Here is a 20,783-nt window from a genome sequence, read left to right as displayed (position 1 = left end):
TTCGCGGAGGACGTAATCTGCCTGCATGAACAACCTCGGCCCGTCGGGCGCCCGGGACTCCCGCGACCCGGCCCGCGGCGGCGGCGAGGCCACCCCCCTGCTGTCCGAGACGTTCACCGCACAGACGGTGACGGCGCTGCGGCACCTGCTCACCGCTCAGGTGGCCGCCGCCGGTCTCACCGGCGACGTGGCCGAGGATCTCGTCCTGGCCGTGCACGAGCTGGTCACCAACGCCGTGCTGCACGGTGGGGGCCAGGGGCGACTCGATCTCTTCCGGCGGGCTGACCTGCTCGTCTGCGAGATCACCGATCACGGGCCCGAGCGCGGCGCGGACCTGCCGGTGAACCTGCCGGCGACGAACACCCCGGGCGGCCGGGGTCTGTGGCTCGCCCATCACCTGACCGGGGCGCTGACGCTGACCCGCCGGCCCGACGGCCTGACCGCGACCGTCACCGCCAGTCTGCGTGTCGAGCCGTCCGCGACGACCGGACCGCCCGAGGTGTCCACGGACCGGCCGTCGCACCCGTGAGGCCGACGGCCGGTCCACCCGGTCAGCCCTGCCGCTTCTGCTGGCACGGCACGCAGAACCGCGCGTGCGGCAGGATCTCCAGGCGTTCCCGGGGAATGTCCGTTCCGCACCGCTCGCACCTGCCGTAGCCGCCGGCGGTGAGGCGCCGCAGCGCCCCGGCGATCTGGTCGAGGCTCAGCCGGGTCGCGGCGATCAGCGCGGCATTCGTGTGCGCCTGCCCCGGATCGCCGGTGTCGGCCGTCAACTCGGTCAGCCGGGCCGTCTGGGCCTCGAACTCGTGGTGGAGCGTCGTTTCGAGTTCGCTGATCCACTGCTGGTCGTGGCTGCTCATGCCAGTTCCCTCCGGAGAAAAAGAAAAGGGCCGAAGCGGAACGCTTCGCCCTTGCCGTCACGTGTCCGTGCACGATGTCCGGAGGGCTGCGACCGGCGGGGCGCGGCTGGCCGTGCCCGGTCGGTGCCGAGTACCGGGGCGCCGGAGTGGCCGCGCCCGGCACGCGCAGACCGGCCGCCGCCGGGACGGCGGCGGCGGGGCTGAGCAGGACGGCGGATCGCATCGGACCACCATAGGCGGCGGCCGGCCGGAAACCAACGCCGATCTCCGACCCTCAGCTCGGACGCCCGGGCCCACCTGAAGGTGGGCCAGTAGTACAGAGCAGCACCAGAGCGGATCAAAGCCGCTAAGGTGACCATGGCGGAGGAGTTGACCGGCGCTTCGCCGCCGGCTCGGGTCGCCCCGGCAGCAGCCCTCGTCGGCCGGGCACAGCCCGCAGGAGGTCCGGGATGTCGGAGGCGGTGCACGACTTCTTCGACGGTCTCACCAGGGGTGGGGGGCGAATGCTGCGGCAGGTCTCCGGCACCGTTCGTTTCGACCTGGCCTATCCCGACCGGGTCGACCACTGGCTGGTCACCATCGACCGGGGCCGGATCACGGTGTCACGCGACGACGTCGCGGAGGTGGACACGGTGATCCGGGCCGACGCGCGGTTGTTCCTCCGGATGACCCGCGGCGAGGTCAAGCCACTGTCGGCGTGGCTGCGCAACGACTTCACCGCGGACGGCGAGTTCCGCTTCGTCATCATGCTGGAGCGCCTGTTCGCACCGCCGCCCGACGCGCACCACCCGCAGGAGGTGGCCGCCCGCCGGAATCACCGGGCTCCGCACGACCCCGGACAGCCGTCGCGGCACGACGTGGTCCCCCCGACCGGCGAGGGGGAGCCGCAGTGAGGAAACTCGTCCGCATCCTCGACGGCAACATCTTCGCGCTGAGCGACGACAACGGCGACATGGACTTCAGCCCCACCAATCCGGCCGGGTTCTTCGCCTTCGACACCCGCTTCCTGTCCACCTGGCGGGTACGGCTCGACGGGGAACGGCTGCACCCACTGGCCGTGCACGACCCGAGCTACTACAAGATCCGGTTCTTCCTGGTGCCCGGTCATCCGACCCACTACGTCGACGCGAAGGTCTCGATGATCCGCGACCGGTGGATCTCCGACAGCGCCTTCATCGAACATCTGACCGTGCTCAACCACACCAACGGCCCCGTCGACTACGTGCTGCGCATCGACGTGGACAGCGACTTCGCCCCGGTCTACGACGTCGTCTGGCCGCACGCGTCGGCACTGCGCGGCTACCGCGAGGTCTCGGCGGGCGGCCTGCGGCTCGGCTACCGGCGGGAGAAGTTCCACCGGGTCACCGACATCTCGGCGAGCGAGCCGGCGGAGTTCGACGAGCACGGGCTGACCTTCCGGATCCGGGTCGACCGGCAGGGCCGGTGGAGCACGACCCTGCGGGTGCGGGCGCTGGTGCTGCGTCCGGACGGCGCGGACATCCGGGAGCGGCTGCGGCACCCGCACGGCAAGATGGGCACCGAATTGCGCCACGACCTGAGCGAGTGGATCGCCGAGGCCCCCCGGCTGTACTGCGACTGGGAGTCGCTGTGCACGACCTACCGACGAGGGCTGGCGGATCTGGCCGGCCTGCGTTTCTCTCCGCTGGCGCTGCCGCACGAGACCATGCTCGCCGCCGGGTTGCCCTGGTCGGCCACCATCATCGGCCGCGACAACCTGCTCACCTGTTACCAGACGCTGCCGTTCGTTCCCCGGATGGCGGCGACCACGCTGCGCCTGCTCGCCATCGACCAGGGCACGGTGCTCGACGACTTCCGGGACGAGGAGCCCGGCAAGATCCTCAACGAGTTCCGGTACGGGGAGATGGCCGCCTTCGAGCAGCGTCCCCAGTCGCCGTACTACGGCGGAGCGGACGTGACGCCCCTGTTCGTCGTGCTGCTCGACGAGTACGAGCGCTGGACCGGCGACGCCTCGCTGGTGCGCGATCTGGAGGACGCCGCCCGCGCGGCGCTGAACTGGATCGACGAGTACGGCGACCTGCGCGGCGACGGCTACCTCTGGTACCAGCCGCGCAACGACGCGAGCGGGGCGCAGAACCACTGCTGGAAGGACTCACCGGAGGCCATCTGTTACCGGGACGGCCGACTGCCGGGGCTGCCGCGCGCGACCTGCGAGTTGCAGGGCTACGCGTACGACGCCAAGCGGCGCGGAGCTCGACTGGCTCGCGAGTTCTGGGGCGACCCGGAGTACGCCGACCGCCTGGAACGGCAGGCCGAAGAGCTCAAGCGACGGTTCAACCGCGACTTCTGGATCGACGGAGGTGAGTATTTCGCGCTGGCGCTCGGCCCCGACGGTGACCAGGTCGACGCGCTGGCGTCGAACATGGGGCACCTGCTGTGGAGTGGCATCGTGGACGACTCCCGGGCCGCCGCCGTCGCCGGTCACCTGCTCGGGCCACGGTTGTTCTCCGGCTGGGGGGTCCGGACGCTGGCCACCGGGCAGGCCAGCTACAACCCGCTCGGTTACCACGTGGGTACGGTCTGGCCGTTCGACAACTCGCTGATCGCCTGCGGGCTGCGCCACTACGGCTTCGTCGAGGAGGCGGGAAAGGTCGCCGAGTCCGTCATCGAGGCGTCCCAGCACTTCGCCGGACGGATGCCGGAGGCCTTCGCCGGCTACGACCGCGAACTGACCCGGTACCCGGTGCCGTACCCGGCCGCGAACAGCCCGCAGGCCTCCGCGACCGGTGCCACGTTCCTGCTGCTGCGCAGCCTGCTCGGCCTGGAGCCCTACGGCGAGCACCTGGTGGTGCACCCGGCGATTCCGGCGCGCTTCGGCCGGATCGAGCTGTTGAACATTCCGGGCCGGTGGGGACGCAAGGACGCGATCGGCAACGCCCGGGCGGGCCGGCCGGTGGCGCACAGCGCCAACCGGTGAACCTCGACTGGTCCGAGGTAACGTGCTGCGGCATGAGCGGCGTGGCGTACTCGCATTGTTCGTACTGTGGTGCGGCCTACCCGCCGCCGGTCGGCTGGCCCCGGCTCTGCGCGACCTGTGGCCAGCAGGTCTGGCGCAACCCGCTGCCGGTGGCGGTGGCCGTACAGCCGGTGCTGACCGCCACCGGCCTCGGCGTGGTCGTCGTCCGGCGCGACATCGAACCCGCCCGGGGGCGGCTCGCGCTGCCCGGCGGGTTCGTCGAGTACGGCGAACGGTGGGAGGACGCCCTGGTCCGCGAACTGCGCGAGGAGACCGGTCTGTATGCCGAGGCGGCCGGTGCCACGCTGCTCACCGTGCGGAACGCGCCGGCCGGCGGCACCATGCTGGTCTTCGGCGAGCTGCCGGCACGCCCCGCCGAGGAGCTCCCGCCGTCGGCGCCGACCACGGAGGCCACCGAGTGGCTGGTGTTGACCGAGCCGACCGAGCTGGCCTTCTCCACCCACACCGAGGTCCTGGCCGACGTCCTCGCCCGCCGGTCGGTCTGACCGGCCGGGCACCGCGAGCAGGCGTGTTCGTCGGCTCGGTGGGTAGACCGGGAGACCGCACCGGGACGTCGCGCCCGTGCCGGGTCGGGTTGGTGCACACGTTCCGGGGGGTCGATGACAAGCCAGCCGGGGACGTCGGACGACGTCGTGGAGCTGCGGGTGCACGGCGTGTCCGGCGCCGACGCCGAACAAATCCTCGACCGTCCGCACAGTCACCAGGTCGCCGGGGACCGTAACGGCGGGTTCTACCGGCCACGCCCAGGCTATCCGGACACCAGGGGCCCGGCGGGCGTGACGATGGAGGCGTACCGCTGGAGCGAACTTCCCTCCGGCACCACCGTCCGCACGCTGTCGCTGATGTTCCTGCTGCCGTTCATGCTGTGCAACGTCGCGATCTGGATGCGGCCGGCCCCCGGGGACAACGCCGGCTCCGGGGTGAAGGCGCTGTGCCGGCTGCTCGCCCTCAGCCTCACCATGCTGTACGTGCTGGCGGCGATGGGCGTGGCGCTGGACCTGCTCGCCTGGCGGTGCGTACCGAATCCCTCCTGCCTGGCCGGGCGGCCGTGGCTGTCCTGGCTCAGCGACCGACCCACCGGGCTGACCCTGGCCGTCTTCGCGCTCCTGCCCTTCGGCGCGCTCATGCTGGTCTGGCTGCTCGGTGTCCGCCCCGGCCGCAACTTCGACGCCTTCCACAACCCCGTCAGCACCTCCGGGAGCCACCAGCTCAGCGCCGTGGGCCAGTGGGACAGCGCACCGACCGTGGACCGGCTCTGTTCACTGCACGGCGCCGCCGGACTGATGACCCTCGCGCTCGGCCTGGTCGCCGCCCGGATCGGCTCGGGCCCGTCGCCGCTGAGCGTGACCCTGGCCGTTGTCAGCGGGGCGGTGCTGGTGGCCAGCATCGTGCTGGTCTGCGCGCACCCGTTCGTCGACCTGCTGCCGACCGGCTCGTACGCGGACCGGATCTCCAGCGGTCTGCGCAACCTGGCCTTCGCACTGATCGCCGTGGTGCTGGTCGCGGTGTCCGTCGACCCCACTCCGTGGCGGATCCGGGACGGGCTGCCCGGCTACGCCACCGCCGTCGGGCTGGTCATCTCCTCCCAGGCGGTCCTGCTGATCCTGCTCGGCACGGGCGCGCTGATCGCCCGGAGCCGACGACGCCAGGACACCGCCGACCGCCCCGAACCGTTCGACCGTGCCGACGCCGGCCGCGATGCGAGGCCCGTACCCAGTGTCGAGCCCGATGAGGCGCGGCGCGGATTCGGCCGTGACGGGCTCGGCGCCGGACCGCTACGCGGGCTGGGTGCGCCGGTGATCGCGGCCAGCGCGACCGGGCTGGCGGTGGCGATCTCCGCGGACCTGGTCTACCGGGTGGCCGATTTCCTCAACCGCCGTGCCGACGCCGACGGTGAACGGGAGATCAGCCCGCCGCTGGGCTACAAGTGGGCCATCTTCGTCTTCCTGGTGGCGGCGGCAGCCACCCTGCTGGCGGCGCTGATCATCGTGCTGGCCAGTCGTGTTCCCCGGATGCGTACCGCCCGGGCCACCGTCGCGCACGACTTTCCCGACGCGCCGCCGGCCGCCCGGTACCGCCTGCACCAGGTCGAGCGCATGATCGCCCGGGCACGGTTCACCGAACGGGTGGAGTCACTCGCGGTGGTGTACGCCTGTGTCGTCGGGGTGGGCATGCCCAGCAGCCTGCTCGGCATGCTGGGGCTGGCGCCGGACACCACGGTGCAGCAGTTGACCGGCATCCCGGCCGCGGCGACCAGCTTCGGTATCCAGATCGGCAGTTTCCTCATCGCGGCGGTGCTGCTCGCGCTGCTCGTCGGCGGCGTCTTCGCCTACCGTACGTCCCGGTTCCGCAGGTACGTGGGCGTGCTGTGGGACCTGGGGACGTTCTGGCCACGGCTGGCGCACCCGTTCGCACCGCCCTGCTACGCCGAGCGCGCGGTTCCCGAGCTGGGCCGACGGATCGTGTACCTCACCGAACAGGGTCACGGAGTGCTGCTCACCGGGCACAGCCACGGCTCGGTGCTGCTCGCCGCCACGATCCTGCAACTGCCACCCGAGGTGTGCGGCCGGTTGGCGCTGCTGACCTACGGCTCACCGCTGCGCCGGCTCTACGCCCGGCTGTTCCCGGCCTACGTCAGTGACGAGGTGCTCCGTGACGTGGGCGACCGGGTCAACTGGCGGTGGATCAACCTGTGGCGGGACACCGACCCGATCGGGAGCTGGGTCTTCTCGCCGCACCGGCCGGAGCGTCCGCCGACGGTGTCCGGTGCCGCCGGCAGGGTGGACCGGCGGCTGCGCGACCCGGTCGGTGTCGTCCCGCCGCCCGGCGACAGCGTTCCGCACCCGATCGTCGGGCACTGGCCCGGCGAATCGGATCCGCGCTTCGAGACCGCGGTGGCGGAGCTGGCGAGCCGGCTGCGGGCCCGGCTGCGCAAGCACGACAAGCCGGCGTGAGCCCTCCTGCGGTGCGGCTATCCTTCCCCGGATGGGCACCTCCTCCAGCGCCGAGCGGACCCTGATCGCGGCCAACCGCCGGGCCCGCCACGACTACGCCGTGCTCAAGACCTACGAGGCCGGCATCGTGCTGGCCGGCACCGAGGTCAAGTCGCTGCGCGCGGGGCGGGTCTCGCTCGTCGACGCCTTCGCGCAGGAACGCGACGGGGAGATCATGCTGTACGGCCTGCACATCGCCGAGTACGGCTACGGCAGCTGGACCAACCACGCACCCCGGCGGACCCGCAAGCTGCTGCTGCGCCGGGTGGAGATCGCCCGGATCCTCGACCGGACCCGCGAGGGCGGCATCACCCTGGTGCCGCTGTCGATGTACTTCTCCGGCGGCTGGGCGAAGGTCGAGCTGGCTCTGGCCAAGGGACGCCGGTCGTACGACAAGCGACAGGTGCTCGCCGAACGTGACGCCAACCGGGAGATCGCCCGCGAGCTGGGCCGCCGGCTCAAGGGCCGCCCAGGTCGGCGCTGAGCCGAAGCCGTGGCTCGCCCCCCCGGGGGCGGGTCGAGCCCGCGCGGAAACCCGGCGGGAACCTGCGCCGGCCTCCCTTGAACGGTCGCTCAGTCGGCGAGCAGCTGGGTGTGCGCCGCACGCAACCGGGTGAGCGCTGGATCGCTGCCCGGCGGAAAGCGCCGATCCAGCTCGGCCCAGACCTCGGCGAGCGCCATGGTCACCGCCCGCAGCTCGGCGGCGTGCCGGCGCCCGCTCTGCTGCCGCTGCGCGTCGAGGCGTCGGGACCAGCCGGCGGTGACCTCGGCCAGGCGGCCGGCGTCGGCGCGGGCCTCGGCGACCGTGCGGGCGGCCGCCGCCGGCACGATCGCGGCGACCGGCCGGGAGTCACCGTCGCGGGTCACCACCGTGACCGAGTCGGTCAGTTCGGCCATGGCGACGAGTTGGCTGAGTCGGGTGCGCGCCTCGCGGAGGGGCAGCGAGCGCGCCGGGGCGTTTCGCGGAGTGAGGGCGGGGACAGCCATGAATACATCGTCGGTTCCGGGTACGACACTTTCCGCGACCGTCAGCGCGACGAATGGTCCCGGCGGGACGGGAACTGGGCACCGGGACGGGCCAGTGTCGACCGGGCGCGCAGACCCACCGGATCGGGTGCGCTGACGTCCGGTGCGGTGGCGACCGTGGACGGCTGCGGCCGTTGCCGGCCGTCCAGGTAGGCGAGCGCGGCGCGGTCCTCGTCGGTGGGCGCGGCCAGCAACGCGTACACCAGGCCGACCACGCCGAAGATGACCAGCAGCACGATCGGGATCAGCAGCGTACCGACACCGGCCCCGGTGACCTCTCCCCGTTCCTCGTGCAGGTGCACCGACAGGGCGCTCATCCCGGTGAAGTGCATGCCGTTGACCGCCACCCCCATCACCAGCGCCGAGGCGAAGATCGCCACTGCCTTGCGTACGGTCACCGCGAGCCAGAGGGCGACGGACGCGGCGACCACGGCGATCAGCACCGACAGGCCCACCCGGAGGTCGTCGTAGACCAACCGGCCGTCCAGCCGCATCGCCGCCATGCCCGTGTAGTGCATCGCCGCCACCCCGGCGCCGGTGAACAGGCCGCCACCGAGGATCCGGGCCGCCGAGAGCCGACCGGTGCCGACGATCGCCAGCCCGAGTCCGACGGCCGCCACCGCGATCAACGCGCTGGCGACCGTGATCGGCACGTCGTAGCGGATCCGCGTCCCGGTCACCGCGAAGCCCAGCATCGCCATGAAGTGCATCGTCCAGATCGCCGTGCCACCGAGCGCCCAGGCGGCCAGGGTTCCCCACCAGAGTTTCTGGCCCGTACTGGTGGCGGTCCGGATGCGGCCGGCGCAGACCAGGCCGAGGATGGAACCGAGCACCGACAGCGCGTAGCTCAACGCCGGTGTGATCCAGCCGTACTCGAAGTGATTGATGTCCGCCACGTGGGCTCCCCCCAGAGCTGCTACCGGCGCGTAGCGCACGCGCCGATGACATCATCAGGGACGCTCTCACCAGGCACAACAGGACCCCTGGCCAATTCGGGGGGTGCCGCGGCGGTGACGCAGCGATGCGTCGATTCGACGGTCGACCGGCCGCCGTCGCGGCCGGCTCAGGCCGGTGAGTGGTACGCCAGCACACCCCGGTTGACGGCCTTTATCGCCTGGCGGGCGGTGGCGCGCAGCTCCGTCGACGCACCACCGGAGTCGGCGAGCTGGCCGAGCAGGTCCACCACCTGGCGAGCCCAACGGACGAAGTCGCCGGCGGGCATCTCACCGTCGAGTTCGTGCCCGCTGGCGAGCACCTTGGCCAGCGCCTCGCCGCGGGCCCAGCGGTACACCGGCCAGGCGAACCCGAGATCCGGCTCACGGGTGACGGCCAGCCCGCGCGACGCCTCGTCGGCCTCGATCTCGCTCCAGAGCTTCAGTGTCGCGTCGACCGCCTCGGCCACCGCGCCACGGGGCAGCGAGGCCCGTTCGTCGACGTCGCGACGGGCCTCGAAGACGACCACCGACACCGCGGCAGCCAGTTCGGCCGGTGACAGCCCGTCCCAGACGCCACGCCGCAGGCACTCCGCCACGAGCAGGTCCGCCTCCGTCCAGATCCGGCCGAGCATCCGGCCCGCGTCGGTGACGGTGCCGTCGGCGGCGAGATAGCCGCGCCCGGTGAGCAGCGCGACGATCCGGTCGAAGGTACGCGCCAACGAACCCGTCCGGCCGGCGACCCGCTGGCGCAGTTCCTCGGTGTCGCGCTCCAGCCGGCGGCGACGCTCGGCCCAGCGGGCGTGTTCCTCCCGCTCCGGGCAGGCGTGGCAGGGGTGCCGACGCAGCTCGGTGCGCAACTGGCTGAGCTGGTGGTCCTCGCCGGACTGCCGGCCCCGGGCCCCCCGGCGGGAGTGCCGGTCCAGCCCGGTGCCGCTGACCTGGGCAGCCAGGTCCCGCCGGGCGGCCGGGTTGCGGTGGTTGAAGTGCTTGGGCACCCGGATGCGGGCCAGCACCTCGGCCGGCGTGGTGAAGTCGCCGGGGCTGATCCGGCCGGCCCAGCGGTCCTGGGTGAGCACCAGCGGGCGCGGCTCGCTGAAGCCGCCGGCCGCCGGATCGAGCACCACGGCCAGGCCGGCCCGCCGCCCGGACGGCACCCGGATCACATCACCGACCCGCAGCCGCTCCAGGGCCGCCACCGCCGCCGCCCGGCGCTGGCTCTGCCCCTGCCGGGCGATGGCCCGTTCCCGGTCGGCGATGGCGACCCGCAGGGCGAAGTACTCGTCGAAGTCACCGTGGTGGCACTCCGACTCGACGCCGTACGCCTCGATGGTCTCGGTGTTGCGCTGCACCTGCCGGGCCAGGCCGACCACCGAACGGTCCGCCTGGAACTGCGCGAACGACGACTCCAGCAGCGCCCGCGCCGACTCCGCACCGACGCTGCCGACGAGATTCACCGCCATGTTGTACGACGGTCGGAAGCTGGAGCGCAGCGGATACGTGCGGGTGGAGGCCAGACCCGCCACGTGCCGGGGGTCGGTCTCCGGGGACCACACCACCACGGCGTGCCCCTCCACGTCGATGCCTCGACGCCCGGCCCGCCCGGTGAGCTGGGTGTACTCACCGGGGGTCAGGTCGACGTGTGCCTCGCCGTTGTACTTCACCAGGCGTTCCAGCACCACGCAGCGGGCCGGCATGTTGATGCCCAGCGCGAGGGTCTCGGTGGCGAAGACCGCCTTGACCAGCCCACGGACGAACAGCTCCTCCACCACCTCCTTGAACGCCGGCAGCATCCCGGCGTGGTGCGCGGCCAGCCCACGCTCCAGCCCGTCGAGCCACTCCCAGTAGCCGAGCACCGACAGGTCCTCGCCGGGAATGGCGGTGACCCGGGACTCCACCACCCGGCGGATCTCCGCCCGCTCCTCGGGCGAGGTGAGCCGCAGCCCGGCGGCGAGGCACTGCTGCACCGCGGCGTCGCAGCCGGCCCGGCTGAAGATGAACAGGATCGCCGGCAGCAGTCCCTCGCGGTCCAGCCGGTCGACGATGTCGGGGCGTAGCGGGCCGCGCCAGCGGGGGCCGCGTCGGCCGGCACCGAAGCCGGCGGAGCGTCCCTCGCCGAGATCCAGCCGGCGTACCGTGTCGCGCGTGTAGCGCAGCAGTTCCGGGTGCACGTCGTGCTTGCGGGCGGCGGCGGCGTCGTGGAACAGGTCGAACATCCGCTTGCCGACCAGCATGTGCTGCCACAACGGCACCGGCCGGTGCTCGCTGACCACCACGGTGGTCTCGCCCCGGACGGTGATCAACCAGTCGGCGAACTCCTCGGCGTTGGAGACCGTGGCCGACAGCGACACCAGGGTCACCGAGGCGGGCAGGTGGATGATGACCTCCTCCCACACCCCGCCACGGAACCGGTCGGCCAGGTAGTGCACCTCGTCCATCACCACGTACGCCAGGCCCTCGAGGGTGGCCGAGCCGGCGTACAGCATGTTGCGCAGCACCTCGGTGGTCATCACCACCACCGGGGCGTCGCCGTTGATGGCGTTGTCGCCGGTGAGCAGCCCCACCTGGGCGGCGCCGTACCGGTCGACCAGGTCGTGGTACTTCTGGTTCGACAGCGCCTTGATCGGCGTGGTGTAGAAGCACTTGCGCCGGGCCCCGTCGGCCGGTTCCGGCCGCCCGGGCGCACCCCGCAACGCCAGGTGTACGGCGAACTCGCCGACCACGGTCTTGCCGGCGCCGGTCGGCGCGCAGACCAGGACGCCACTGCCCCGCTCCAGGGCCTGGCAGGACTCCCGCTGGAAGTCGTCGAGATCGAACCCCAGATCCGAGGTGAACTCTTCAAGCGCCGGGAACTGTGTGGCCTGGGCGGCCCGGCGGCGCGCCGCGGCGTACCGCTCGGCGGGGCTCGACATGCCCCAAGATTAGTGCCTGCCCACGACGGGCACCGGGCAAGGCCGAGCGCCGGGGCGGTCCGAGTGGGTCGGTAGGGTGCACCACGTGCCGGATCATGCCGAACCGACCAGCCCCGTACCCGACATCGACGATCGGGGCCCCTCCCGTCGGCGGGTGCGGGCGGTGCTGTTCGACTTCCATGGCACCCTCGCGCAGGTGGAGGAGGCCAGCCAGTGGGTGCTGGCCGCCGCGTCGGCATGCGGCGTGGACCTGGACCGGGCCCGCGCGACCGCCCTGGCCGACCGGCTGCTCACCGCCGGCCGCGCCGGTGGGCCGCTGCCCGCCCGGGTACCGCCCCACCTGGCCGAGCTCTGGGCCGACCGGGATCTCTACGAGCACGCCCACCGGGGTGCCTACACCGGGCTGGCCGACACCGTCGACGCCGGCATAGCGGGCTTCGCCGAGGCGCTCTACGAACGGCTGTTGGTGCCGCAGGGCTGGGTGCCCTACCCCGACACCGGGCCGACGCTGGCCGCCCTGCGGGCCGCCGACGTCCGGGTGGCCGTGGTCAGCAACATCGGCTTCGACATCCGGCCGCTCTTCGACGCCTGGGGGCTGGCGGAACTGGTCGACGCCCACGTGCTGTCGTACGAGGTGGGCCGCTGCAAGCCCGACCCGGCGATCTTCTGGCGCGCCTGCGGCATGCTCGGGGTCGACCCCGAGGAGGCGCTCATGGTCGGCGACTCCCCCGCCGACGCCGGTGCCGTCGCCGCCGGCTGCGCGGCGCTGATCCTCCCCGCCGCCGACCCCGGCCGCCCCAACTCCCTCGGCTCCGTCCTCGACCTCCTCCCCACCCCCTGATCTCCGCGATCTTGCAGTTGTGGTCGCCGGTATGCCGCCTTCGGGTGGTTACTTCCCGACCGAAAGTGCAAGATCGCGGGTGGTCAGCGGAGGAGGTGCAGGGCGGCCGGTGTGGCGGTGACGGTCAGCGGGAGGGGGAGGGAGCGTTCGCCGTCGGCGTAGGTGGTGATGCCGGCCGCGGCCAGGGTGACGGTGCGGGCGCGGTAGGTCTGCACCAAAGGATGGGTGACGTGGGTGCCGGCGTAGATGCGCGGCTTGACCCGGATCAGGGTACGTCGGTCGAACCGGCCGCCGACCACCACGTCGAGCAGGCCGTCGGTCGGGTCCGCGTCCGGGCAGATCCGCATCCCGCCGCCGTAGCTGGCGCCGTTGCCGACCGCCACCAGGACCGCGTCGACCTCGATCCGCTCGCCGTCGAGGGTGAGGGTGTACCGGCGTGGCCGTAGCTTGGCCAACTCGACCAGGATGGCCAGGTCGTAGCGGCGTGGGCCGCGCGGCCAGCGCATCCGGTTGGCCCGCTCGTTGACGATCGCGTCGAAGCCGGCCGCCAGCACCGCGCCGTACCAACGGGCCGTACCGTCGGCCCCGATCATCCGGGCCAGGTCGACCGGCCGACTGCGTCCCTGGCGCAGGGCCGCCGCGATGACGTCGACGGCCGCGCGGGGATCGGCCGGGAAACCGGTCTCCACCGCGAAGTCGTTGCCGGTGCCCGCCGGCACCGGTCCGAACGGCACCGAGGTGCCGGCGACAGCCTGCATCGCCCGGTGCACCGTGCCGTCGCCACCCACCGCGACCAGGGCGCCGATCCCCTCCGCCACGGCGGCCCGGCAGGCCGCCTCGGCCTCGACCGCGCTGCCGGCCCGCAGCAGCCGCACCGGCCGGTCGGCGGCCGCGAGCCGGTCCAGCAGGTCCGGCAGCAGTCCCCGGTGCCGGCCACGGCCGGCGGACGGGTTGGCCAGCACGGCGACCGGCCCGCCGGGCACCCAAGGGTGATCGTCTGAGGTCACGGCGAGCACCGTACCCGCCCGGACCGGCACGGGTGCGACTGTGCCGACCCGGCAGCGGCCCGCGCCGGCAGGGCGAAAACGGACAGTCCCGCCACTACGCCGCAACTGTCATTTGTCACGACCGGTCGTGCGGCACGCATTCATCTCCATGACTGAAAACACTAGGGACGCCATAGGCCGAACGGACAGACTCGTATCCATCGACAGGACCACAGCCGACAGGCGGACGGGAGGCGACACAGTGGACGAGCGCTACGACAGCTACTGCGCCGCCGACCCGCTGTTCTACGACTCCCTCGGCAGCGCCGTCGCGCAGCCCACCTTCCCCGCGGCGACCCGGCCGCTGCCGGCGGGCTGGCGCCGGGAGTCGCTCGACGACTGGCTCATCCACGCCCCGGACGGCGAACGCCTGCCGCAGCAGGGCTGGAAGGTGCACGTGTCGGCCACGGTCGCCAATGCCGACCGGGTCCTGGACACCGTCTGGGACTACTGCGTACCCCGGGGCCTGTCGTTCAAGTTCCTGCGCGGCCCCCGCACCCTGCTGCTGCGCAACTCCAAGTACGCCGCCCGGGCGGCCAGCGGCAAGTTCGTGACCGTCTACCCTCGCGACGACGCCGAACTCGAACTGGTCTGCAAGGAACTCGACGAGCTGCTCACCGGCGAGGCCGGCCCGTACATCCTCAGCGACCTGCGGTACGCCGCCGGGCCAGTGTACGTCCGCTACGGCGGCTTCGCCGCCCGGTACTGCCACTCCCCCGACGGCCAGGTGGTCCCGGCCGTCGAGGACGAGACCGGCACCCTGGTGCCGGACCGGCGCGACCCGGTCTTCCACGTGCCGTCCTGGGTGGCCCTGCCCGACTTCCTCGCACCGCACCTGGCCGCCCGCAACGCGACAAGCACCGACGAGGTCCCCTACCAGATCGAGAAGGTCATCCACTTCTCCAACGGCGGCGGCCTGTACGTCGGACGCGACCGACGCACCGACACCCAACTGGTGTTCAAGGAGGCCCGACCGCACGCCGGCCTGGACGCCGACGGCACCGACGCCGTCACCCGGCTCGCCCGGGAGGCCGCCGTCCTGCGCCAGCTCGCCGACCTGCCGCAGGTGCCGCGGGTGCACGACGAGTTCGCCCTGGGTGACCACCGGTTCCTCGCCCTGGAATTCATCGAGGGCCGCCCGCTGAACAAGGTCCTGGTCGACCGCTACCCGCTGATCGACGCCGACGCCACCGACGAGGACCGCGCCACGTACGCGCGCTGGGCGCTGGACGTCCACCGCCAGGTCGACGAGGTCGTCCGGGCGATCCACGCGCGCGGCCTGGTCTACGGCGACCTGCACCTGTTCAACATCATGCTGCGGCCGGACGACCAGGTCGCGCTCGTCGACTTCGAGGTGGCCGCACCGATCGACGGGCACCGCCGGCCGGGCCTGCGCAACCAGGGCTTCGCCGCGCCCCGGGGACGCACCGGCGTGGCCGTCGACCACTACGCCCTGGCCTGCCTGCGGCTGGCCCTGTTCCTGCCGCTGACCCAGCTGGTCCGCCTCGTCCCGGCGAAGGCGGCACACCTGGCCGACATCATCGCCGAGACCTTCCCGGTGCCGCGGGACTTCCTCGACGCGGCGGTGGCGGAGATCACCGCACCGGACGCCGGGACCGGGGGCCGCGTCCCACCCACCGCCGCCAGGCCGTCCGTCGACCGGGACCGGCTCGCCCGCGCCGTCCTCGCCAGCGCCACGCCCGCCCGCACCGACCGGCTGTTCCCCGGTGACATCGAACAGTTCCGCAGCGGCGGGCTCAACCTCGCCCACGGGGCGGCCGGCGTGCTGTACGCGTTGCACCAGGGCGGCGCCGGCCGGTGGCCGGAACACGAGCAGTGGCTGGTCCGCCAGGCCACCTCGCCGCCGTCGGGCACCCGGTGCGGCTTCTACGACGGCCTGCACGGCGTCGCGTACGCCCTGGAGGTGCTCGGTCGCCGGCAGGACGCGCTCGACGTGCTCGACATCTGCCTCCGCGAGTCGACGACCGGACTGGACCACAGTCTGGCCGGCGGGCTGGCCGGCATCGCCCTGAACCTGGCCGAGCTGGGCGGGCGTACCGGCGAACCGGCGCTGCGGGAGGCCGCCTGGCAGGTCACCGCGGAGTTGGTGGAACGGCTCGCCGACGACCCCGGCGGCGAGATCAGCGGCGGCCGGCACCCCTACGCCGGGCTGCTGCGCGGCCGGACCGGCGCGGCGCTGCTGCTGGTGCGCCTGTACGAGCTGACCGGCGACCCCGACCTGCTCGACCACGCCGCCACCGCGCTGCGCCAGGACCTGCGCCGCTGCGTGGTCCGACCCGACGGCGCGCTGGAGGTCAACGAGGGTTGGCGCACCATGCCCTACCTGGGGCAGGGCAGCGTCGGCATCGGGCTCGTCCTCGACCAGTACCTGCGCCACCGCGACGACGAGCAGTTCGCCGAGGCCAGCGCCGGGGTGCGTCGCGCCGCCAGGTCGCCGTTCTACGCGCAGTCCGGCCTCTTCGCCGGGCGGGCCGGCATCATCGCCTACCTCGCCGCCCACCGCGACGATCCGCAGCTGCGACAGGAGATGGAGAGCCAGGTCCGGCGGCTGGGCTGGCACGCCCTGCCGTACCGGGACGGCACCGCCTTCCCCGGCGAGCAGTTGCTACGGCTGTCCATGGACCTGGCCACCGGCACCGCGGGCGTCCTGCTGGCGCTGGCCACCGCCCGACGTGACGCCCCGACGACCCTGCCCTTCCTCGCGCCCCTCACCGGCGCACCGGACTCCCCCGCGACAGCGGGGGCGACCCTGACCCCGATGCCCGATGGGAGGTGACACGACATGGCGCTCCTCGACCTTCAGGGACTGGAGGCGGCTCCGGCCGACCGGACCGGCGGTGGTAGCCGGGCGAGCCTGCTGCTCTGCGGCGACAGCTCGCTGTCCGTGACGACCTGCAACTGATCGGACCGCACCACGCGAGGCCCTGGACGGTTACCTGACCGTCCAGGGCCACGCCGTACGACCGGGAGGACCGATGCGAACGCTGGCCGGCGCGGACCGCCTGCTGTTCCGGGTGGTCCGAGACGGTGGCGGCTGGACCGTCACGCTTGTGGTGGTGGCGCTGGCCGGTGCCGCTGCCGAACTGGCCCTGCCCGCGGTGCTGGGGCTGGCCGTGGACGCCGCCGTCGGTGGTGACGCCGCCCACCGGTGGCCGCTGGTCGCCTGCCTCCTCGTCGTCGTCCTGCTGGTCACCGACGTCCTCGGTGACCTGGCTGGCGGGTACGGCGCCGCCCGGGCCACGGCGCGGCTGCGCCGGAGGCTGCTGCGGCACCTGTTCGCGCTGGACGTCCGGGCCGTGCGCCGCTTCCCCGTCGGTGACCTGGTCGGCCGGTTGGCCGGGCAGGCCGCCGACACCGGCCAGGCCGGTAACGCCGTGGCACTTGGCGGGATCGCGGTCCTGCCGCCGCTGGGCAGCGTCGTGGCGCTGTTCCTGCTGGAGCCCGTGCTCGGCTTCACCCTCCTCGCCGGGCTGGCCGTGCTGACCGTCCTCATGGCCACGTTCGTCACCGACGCCTCGGCGGTTGTCACCGCGTACCAGCGGGTGCTCGGGGCGATCGCCGGCCGGCTGCAGGAGGCGCTCGGTGGTGCCCGCACCATCGCCGCGGCCGGCACCACCGGCGTCGAGTGCGACCGGGTGCTGGCGGCGTTGCCCGAGCTGCGCGGCCACGGCCGGTCCGGGTGGCGGTTGCTGGCCCGGGCCAACGCCCGCGTCGCGGCCGTGGCACCGCTGCTCCAGGTCGCCGTCGTCGCCGTCGGCGGGTACGCGCTGAGCGTCGGCTGGCTCACCGCCGGCCAACTGGTCGCCGCCGTGCAGTACGCCGCGCTCGGCGCCGGGCTGGGCGCGGTGCTGGCCACCCTCAACCGGCTGGTCCGTAGCCGGGCAGCGGCCCGCCGGGTCGCCGAGCCGCTGTCCTGTCCGGTGCGCCCCGGTGGTGCCGAGCCGTTGCCGCCCGGCGGCGGCCACCTGCGGCTGCGCGGGGTCGGTGTCCGCGCCGACGACCGGGCGGTCCTGGACACGATCGACCTGGACGTGCCCGCCGGTTCCACGGTGGCCGTGGTCGGGCGTTCCGGTGCGGGCAAGTCCGCCCTCGCCGCCGTGGCCGGGCGGTTGTACGACCCGGACACCGGCGAGGTGCTGTTGGACGGGGTGCCACTGGCCCGCCTCGACCGGGCCGCGCTGCGTCGGGCGGTCGGTCACGCCTTCGACCGTCCGGTGCTGGTCGGTGAGACGGTGCACGACGCGATCGGCCTCGGTCTGCCGGAACGGTCGGCCCGGCCGCCCTCGACCGGTGCGCCGGCCACCGCCGCCGTGCTGGCGGCAGCCCGGTCCGCGCAGGTCGACGGGGTGGTGGCCCGGCTGCCCGACGGGTTCCGCACCCGGACCGTGGACGCACCGCTGTCCGGAGGTGAGACCCAGCGCCTCGGGCTGGCTCGCGCGTTCCACGCCGAGCGGCTGCTCATCCTGGACGACGCCACGTCCAGCCTGGACACCGCCACCGAACATCGGATCACCCGCGCCCTGACCGGCCGGGACGGAGGGCGTACCCGCCTGGTGGTCACCCACCGGGTGGCGACGGCCGCCGCGGCCGACCTGGTCGCCTGGCTCGACGCCGGTCGGCTTCGCGCCCTGGCCCCGCATCGGCGACTCTGGACGGACCCGGACTACCGGGCGGTGTTCGCGGACGACGGTGTCCCCCGGTGAACGGTCCGGGCGTTGGGCGGACGACGTGGCGGGCACTGCGCGCCCGTCGCCGGGACGTCGGCCGGCTCGCCGCCTGGTCGGCGGTCGAGTCCCTGCCGGCGCTGCTCGCCGGGCTGCTGGTCGCCCGCGCCGTCGACCAGGGTTTCCTGGCCGGCCGGTTCACCACCGGCCTGGCCTGGCTCGGCGGACTCGCGGTGGCCGTCCTGCTCGGCGCGGCGGCGACCGGACGCGTCTACCGGAGCCTCGGTGACGTGGTGGAGCCGTTCCGCGACGAGCTGGCCCGTCTGGTGGTCCACGGCGCGTTGCACGACGCCACCCGGGCCGGCGCTCACCCGGACAGCGCCCCGGTGGCCCGCCTGACCCACCACGTGGAGATCGTCCGGGACACCTTCGGTGGCCTGGTCATGGTGGTACGCGGCTTCCTGTTCACCGCCGGAGCGGCGCTGCTCGGCCTGCTGGCCCTGGATCCGACGGTCGCGGCGCTGGTGGCGGCCCCGCTGCTCGTGGGGCTTGTCGTCTTCGCCGCCGCGCTGCCGTCGATGCTGGCGCACCAGCGGACCCAGGTGCGCGCCGGCGAGGCGCTCGGCCGGTCGGCGGCGACCGCGCTCACCGGTCACCGCGACGTGCTCGCCTGCGGCGCCGAGGAACGCACGGTGGCCGAGGTCGACCGCAGGGTCGGCGACCACGCCGCCGCCGAGCGGACGCTGGCCCGGATGTCCGCGCTGCGCAGCCTGAGCCTCGGCCTGGGCGGCTGGCTGCCGGTGGTGGTCCTGCTGCTCGCCGCGCCGTGGCTGGTGCGGCGCGGGATGAGCACCGGCGCGGTGCTCGGCGCGCTGGTCTACGTCACCACCAGCCTGCAACCCGCGCTGCACGCCCTGGTGCAGGGGCTCGGTGGCGGCGGGCTGCGCTACGCCGTCACCCTGGAACGGATCCTGCGCACCTGCCGGCCCCCGTCGCGCGACCGGTCGGCCACCCCCGGCCCGGACCCGGCGGGCGGCACCCCGGCGGTCCGGTTGTCCGACGTGACCTTCCGGTACGGGCCCGGTGCACGGCCGATCCTGGCCGGCTTCTCGATGGCCCTGCCCGAGGGAGAACATCTGGCGGTGGTGGGACCCAGCGGCACCGGCAAGTCCACCCTGGCCGGGCTGGTCGCCGGGCTGATCGAGCCGGAGCGCGGCACGGTCCACCTCGCCGGTCGGCCGGTGGCCACTCTCGGCCGAACCGAGCTCGCCGCGCTACGGGTGCTCGTGCCGCAGGAGGCGTACGTGTTCACCGGTTCCCTCGCCGACAACCTCCGCTACCTGAGTCCGGACGCCGACGACACGGCCGTCGAGACCGCGCTGGCCCGGCTCGGTGCCGACGCTCTTGCGCGGCGGCTGGGCGGCCTCGCCGCCACGGTCGACCCGACCACGCTCTCCGCCGGTGAGCGACAACTGGTCGCCGCCGTACGCGCCTATCTGGCCCCCGCCCCGCTGGTCATCCTGGACGAGGCGACCTGTCACCTGGACCCGACCCTGGAGGCCACCGTCGAGTCGGCCTTCGCCCGACGACCGGGCACCCTGGTCGTCATCGCCCACCGGATCAGTTCCGCCGTCCGCGCCCGACGGGTGCTGGTGTTCGACGAGGACGGACCGCTGGACGGCAGCCACCAGGAGCTGCTGGCCCGCTCGCCCGGCTACCGCGATCTGGTCGGGCACTGGGACGGTGTCGCGGCGGCGGCCGGCGGCGCCGACCGGGTCGCCGCGCCCCGCGGCTGACCTTCGGCGGTCAGATCCAGCCGGCGTCGCGGGCCAGTTGCACCGCCTCGACTCTGGTGCGCCCGCCCGTCTTACGGATGATCCGGCCGAGATGATTACGGACGGTTCCAGGGGCCAGACCGAGCGAACCGGCCACCTCGGCGACCGGCGCGCCGCCGGCCGTCAGGGCGAGGATCTGCGCCTCGCGCGGGGTGAGTGGGTTGTCCCGGTGCAGCGCCGCCAGCACCAGATCCGCGTCGACCACCGGCTCGCCACGGGACAGCCGGCGGATCCCGTCGACCACCCGGTGCGGCGGAACGTCGCTGCCGAGGACGCCGACGGTCCGGGACGGGGTGAGCGTGCGGTACAGGCTTCCGGCCCGACGCGGCTCGGCGAGCACCAGCAGCGGACAGCAGCCGGTCGCCGGCAGCCCCTCGACGAGGTCGAGGTCGACCACCGCGACGTCCGGACGACGGGTACGGATCGTCCAGGTGACCACGTCACCCCGAGCCGCCTCCGCCACCACGCTGATGTCGTCCTCCGCGGCGAGCACGAGGGACAGGGCGCCCCGAACCAGGGCGCCGTCGATAGCGAGCAAGGTACGGATCACTGCAGCCTCTCCGAACTCGTCGGCTGGATCACGGACCGTAAGCATTCAAACACGCCCTGGCCGGTTTCGCCCGTCGGGCGGGCGACG

Annotated in this window: 17 protein-coding genes; 11 read left to right on the top strand and 6 right to left on the bottom strand. The window is 73.4% G+C overall.

The features are described 5' to 3' along the window. Positions 1 to 25: 25 nt before the first annotated feature. The gene (locus tag V5O40_RS06725; RefSeq protein WP_332904655.1) at positions 26 to 529 is read left to right on the top strand and encodes an ATP-binding protein; all 504 of its coding nucleotides are present in this window, start codon (positions 26 to 28) and stop codon (positions 527 to 529) included. Positions 530 to 551: 22 nt separating this feature from the next. On the opposite strand, the gene V5O40_RS06720 is transcribed toward V5O40_RS06725, so the two are convergent. Beyond that, entirely contained in the window at positions 552 to 860 is a 309-nt protein-coding gene (locus V5O40_RS06720) for a TraR/DksA family transcriptional regulator (RefSeq protein WP_332904654.1), read from the bottom strand. Positions 861 to 1,309: 449 nt separating this feature from the next. On the opposite strand from V5O40_RS06720, the gene V5O40_RS06715 reads away from it, so the two are divergent. The 5 genes from V5O40_RS06715 to smpB all read left to right on the top strand — a co-directional run bounded on the left by V5O40_RS06715 (position 1,310) and on the right by smpB (position 7,353). After that, positions 1,310 to 1,753, top strand: a complete 444-nt coding sequence (locus V5O40_RS06715; RefSeq protein WP_332904653.1) for an SCP2 sterol-binding domain-containing protein — start codon at positions 1,310 to 1,312, stop codon at positions 1,751 to 1,753. Further along, entirely contained in the window at positions 1,750 to 3,816 is a 2,067-nt protein-coding gene (locus V5O40_RS06710) for an amylo-alpha-1,6-glucosidase (protein WP_332904652.1), read from the top strand. The genes V5O40_RS06715 and V5O40_RS06710 overlap by 4 nt, the downstream gene beginning before the upstream one ends. Positions 3,817 to 3,848: 32 nt before the next feature. Then, positions 3,849 to 4,361, top strand: a complete 513-nt coding sequence (locus V5O40_RS06705) for an NUDIX domain-containing protein (protein WP_332904651.1) — start codon at positions 3,849 to 3,851, stop codon at positions 4,359 to 4,361. Positions 4,362 to 4,475: 114 nt separating this feature from the next. Beyond that, positions 4,476 to 6,830, top strand: a complete 2,355-nt coding sequence (locus tag V5O40_RS06700; protein ID WP_332904650.1) for a hypothetical protein — start codon at positions 4,476 to 4,478, stop codon at positions 6,828 to 6,830. Between the two features lie 31 nt (positions 6,831 to 6,861). Then, positions 6,862 to 7,353 (top strand): SsrA-binding protein SmpB, encoded by a 492-nt coding sequence (gene smpB, locus V5O40_RS06695; protein WP_332904649.1) that lies wholly within the window; start codon positions 6,862 to 6,864, stop codon positions 7,351 to 7,353. Positions 7,354 to 7,442: 89 nt separating this feature from the next. Here the strand turns inward: smpB and V5O40_RS06690 are convergent, their stop codons facing one another. The 3 genes from V5O40_RS06690 to V5O40_RS06680 form a co-directional block, all read right to left on the bottom strand. Further along, complete coding sequence (locus V5O40_RS06690; RefSeq protein WP_332904648.1) at positions 7,443 to 7,856, bottom strand: type II toxin-antitoxin system Phd/YefM family antitoxin; 414 nt, start codon at positions 7,854 to 7,856, stop codon at positions 7,443 to 7,445. A 41-nt stretch (positions 7,857 to 7,897) separates the two neighbouring features. Next, positions 7,898 to 8,791 (bottom strand): MHYT domain-containing protein, encoded by an 894-nt coding sequence (locus V5O40_RS06685; RefSeq protein WP_332904647.1) that lies wholly within the window; start codon positions 8,789 to 8,791, stop codon positions 7,898 to 7,900. Positions 8,792 to 8,958: 167 nt separating this feature from the next. Further along, positions 8,959 to 11,739, bottom strand: a complete 2,781-nt coding sequence (locus V5O40_RS06680; protein WP_332904646.1) for a DEAD/DEAH box helicase — start codon at positions 11,737 to 11,739, stop codon at positions 8,959 to 8,961. 85 nt (positions 11,740 to 11,824) lie between these two features. Here V5O40_RS06680 and V5O40_RS06675 point away from each other — a divergent pair, with 85 nt between their 5' ends. Next, a complete protein-coding gene (locus V5O40_RS06675; protein ID WP_332904645.1) occupies positions 11,825 to 12,580 on the top strand; it encodes an HAD family hydrolase in 756 nt (251 codons plus the stop codon). An 83-nt stretch (positions 12,581 to 12,663) separates the two neighbouring features. On the opposite strand, the gene V5O40_RS06670 is transcribed toward V5O40_RS06675, so the two are convergent. Further along, a complete protein-coding gene (locus V5O40_RS06670; protein WP_332904729.1) occupies positions 12,664 to 13,596 on the bottom strand; it encodes a diacylglycerol kinase in 933 nt (310 codons plus the stop codon). A gap of 232 nt (positions 13,597 to 13,828) precedes the next feature. On the opposite strand from V5O40_RS06670, the gene lanKC reads away from it, so the two are divergent. The 4 genes from lanKC (at position 13,829) to V5O40_RS06650 (ending at position 20,107) form a co-directional block, all read left to right on the top strand. Further along, entirely contained in the window at positions 13,829 to 16,423 is a 2,595-nt protein-coding gene (gene lanKC, locus V5O40_RS06665) for a class III lanthionine synthetase LanKC (protein ID WP_332904644.1), read from the top strand. A 6-nt stretch (positions 16,424 to 16,429) separates the two neighbouring features. Next, entirely contained in the window at positions 16,430 to 16,549 is a 120-nt protein-coding gene (locus V5O40_RS06660; RefSeq protein WP_093405935.1) for a SapB/AmfS family lanthipeptide, read from the top strand. A 73-nt stretch (positions 16,550 to 16,622) separates the two neighbouring features. After that, the gene (locus tag V5O40_RS06655) at positions 16,623 to 18,350 is read left to right on the top strand and encodes an ABC transporter ATP-binding protein (protein ID WP_332904643.1); all 1,728 of its coding nucleotides are present in this window, start codon (positions 16,623 to 16,625) and stop codon (positions 18,348 to 18,350) included. Continuing rightward, the gene (locus V5O40_RS06650; RefSeq protein ID WP_332904642.1) at positions 18,347 to 20,107 is read left to right on the top strand and encodes an ABC transporter ATP-binding protein; all 1,761 of its coding nucleotides are present in this window, start codon (positions 18,347 to 18,349) and stop codon (positions 20,105 to 20,107) included. The genes V5O40_RS06655 and V5O40_RS06650 overlap by 4 nt, the downstream gene beginning before the upstream one ends. A gap of 10 nt (positions 20,108 to 20,117) precedes the next feature. Here the strand turns inward: V5O40_RS06650 and V5O40_RS06645 are convergent, their stop codons facing one another. After that, positions 20,118 to 20,696 carry a response regulator transcription factor gene (locus V5O40_RS06645; protein WP_332904641.1) on the bottom strand — a complete coding sequence of 193 codons (579 nt, stop codon included), beginning with the start codon at positions 20,694 to 20,696 and terminating at the stop codon, positions 20,118 to 20,120. Between the last annotated feature and the right edge of the window lie 87 nt (positions 20,697 to 20,783).

This window comes from Micromonospora palythoicola (genome assembly GCF_036689795.1).
GTDB lineage: Bacteria > Actinomycetota > Actinomycetes > Mycobacteriales > Micromonosporaceae > Micromonospora > Micromonospora palythoicola.
The sequence above is the reverse complement of the archived record's forward strand: the minus strand, read 5'-3'. Positions and strand labels throughout refer to the sequence as shown.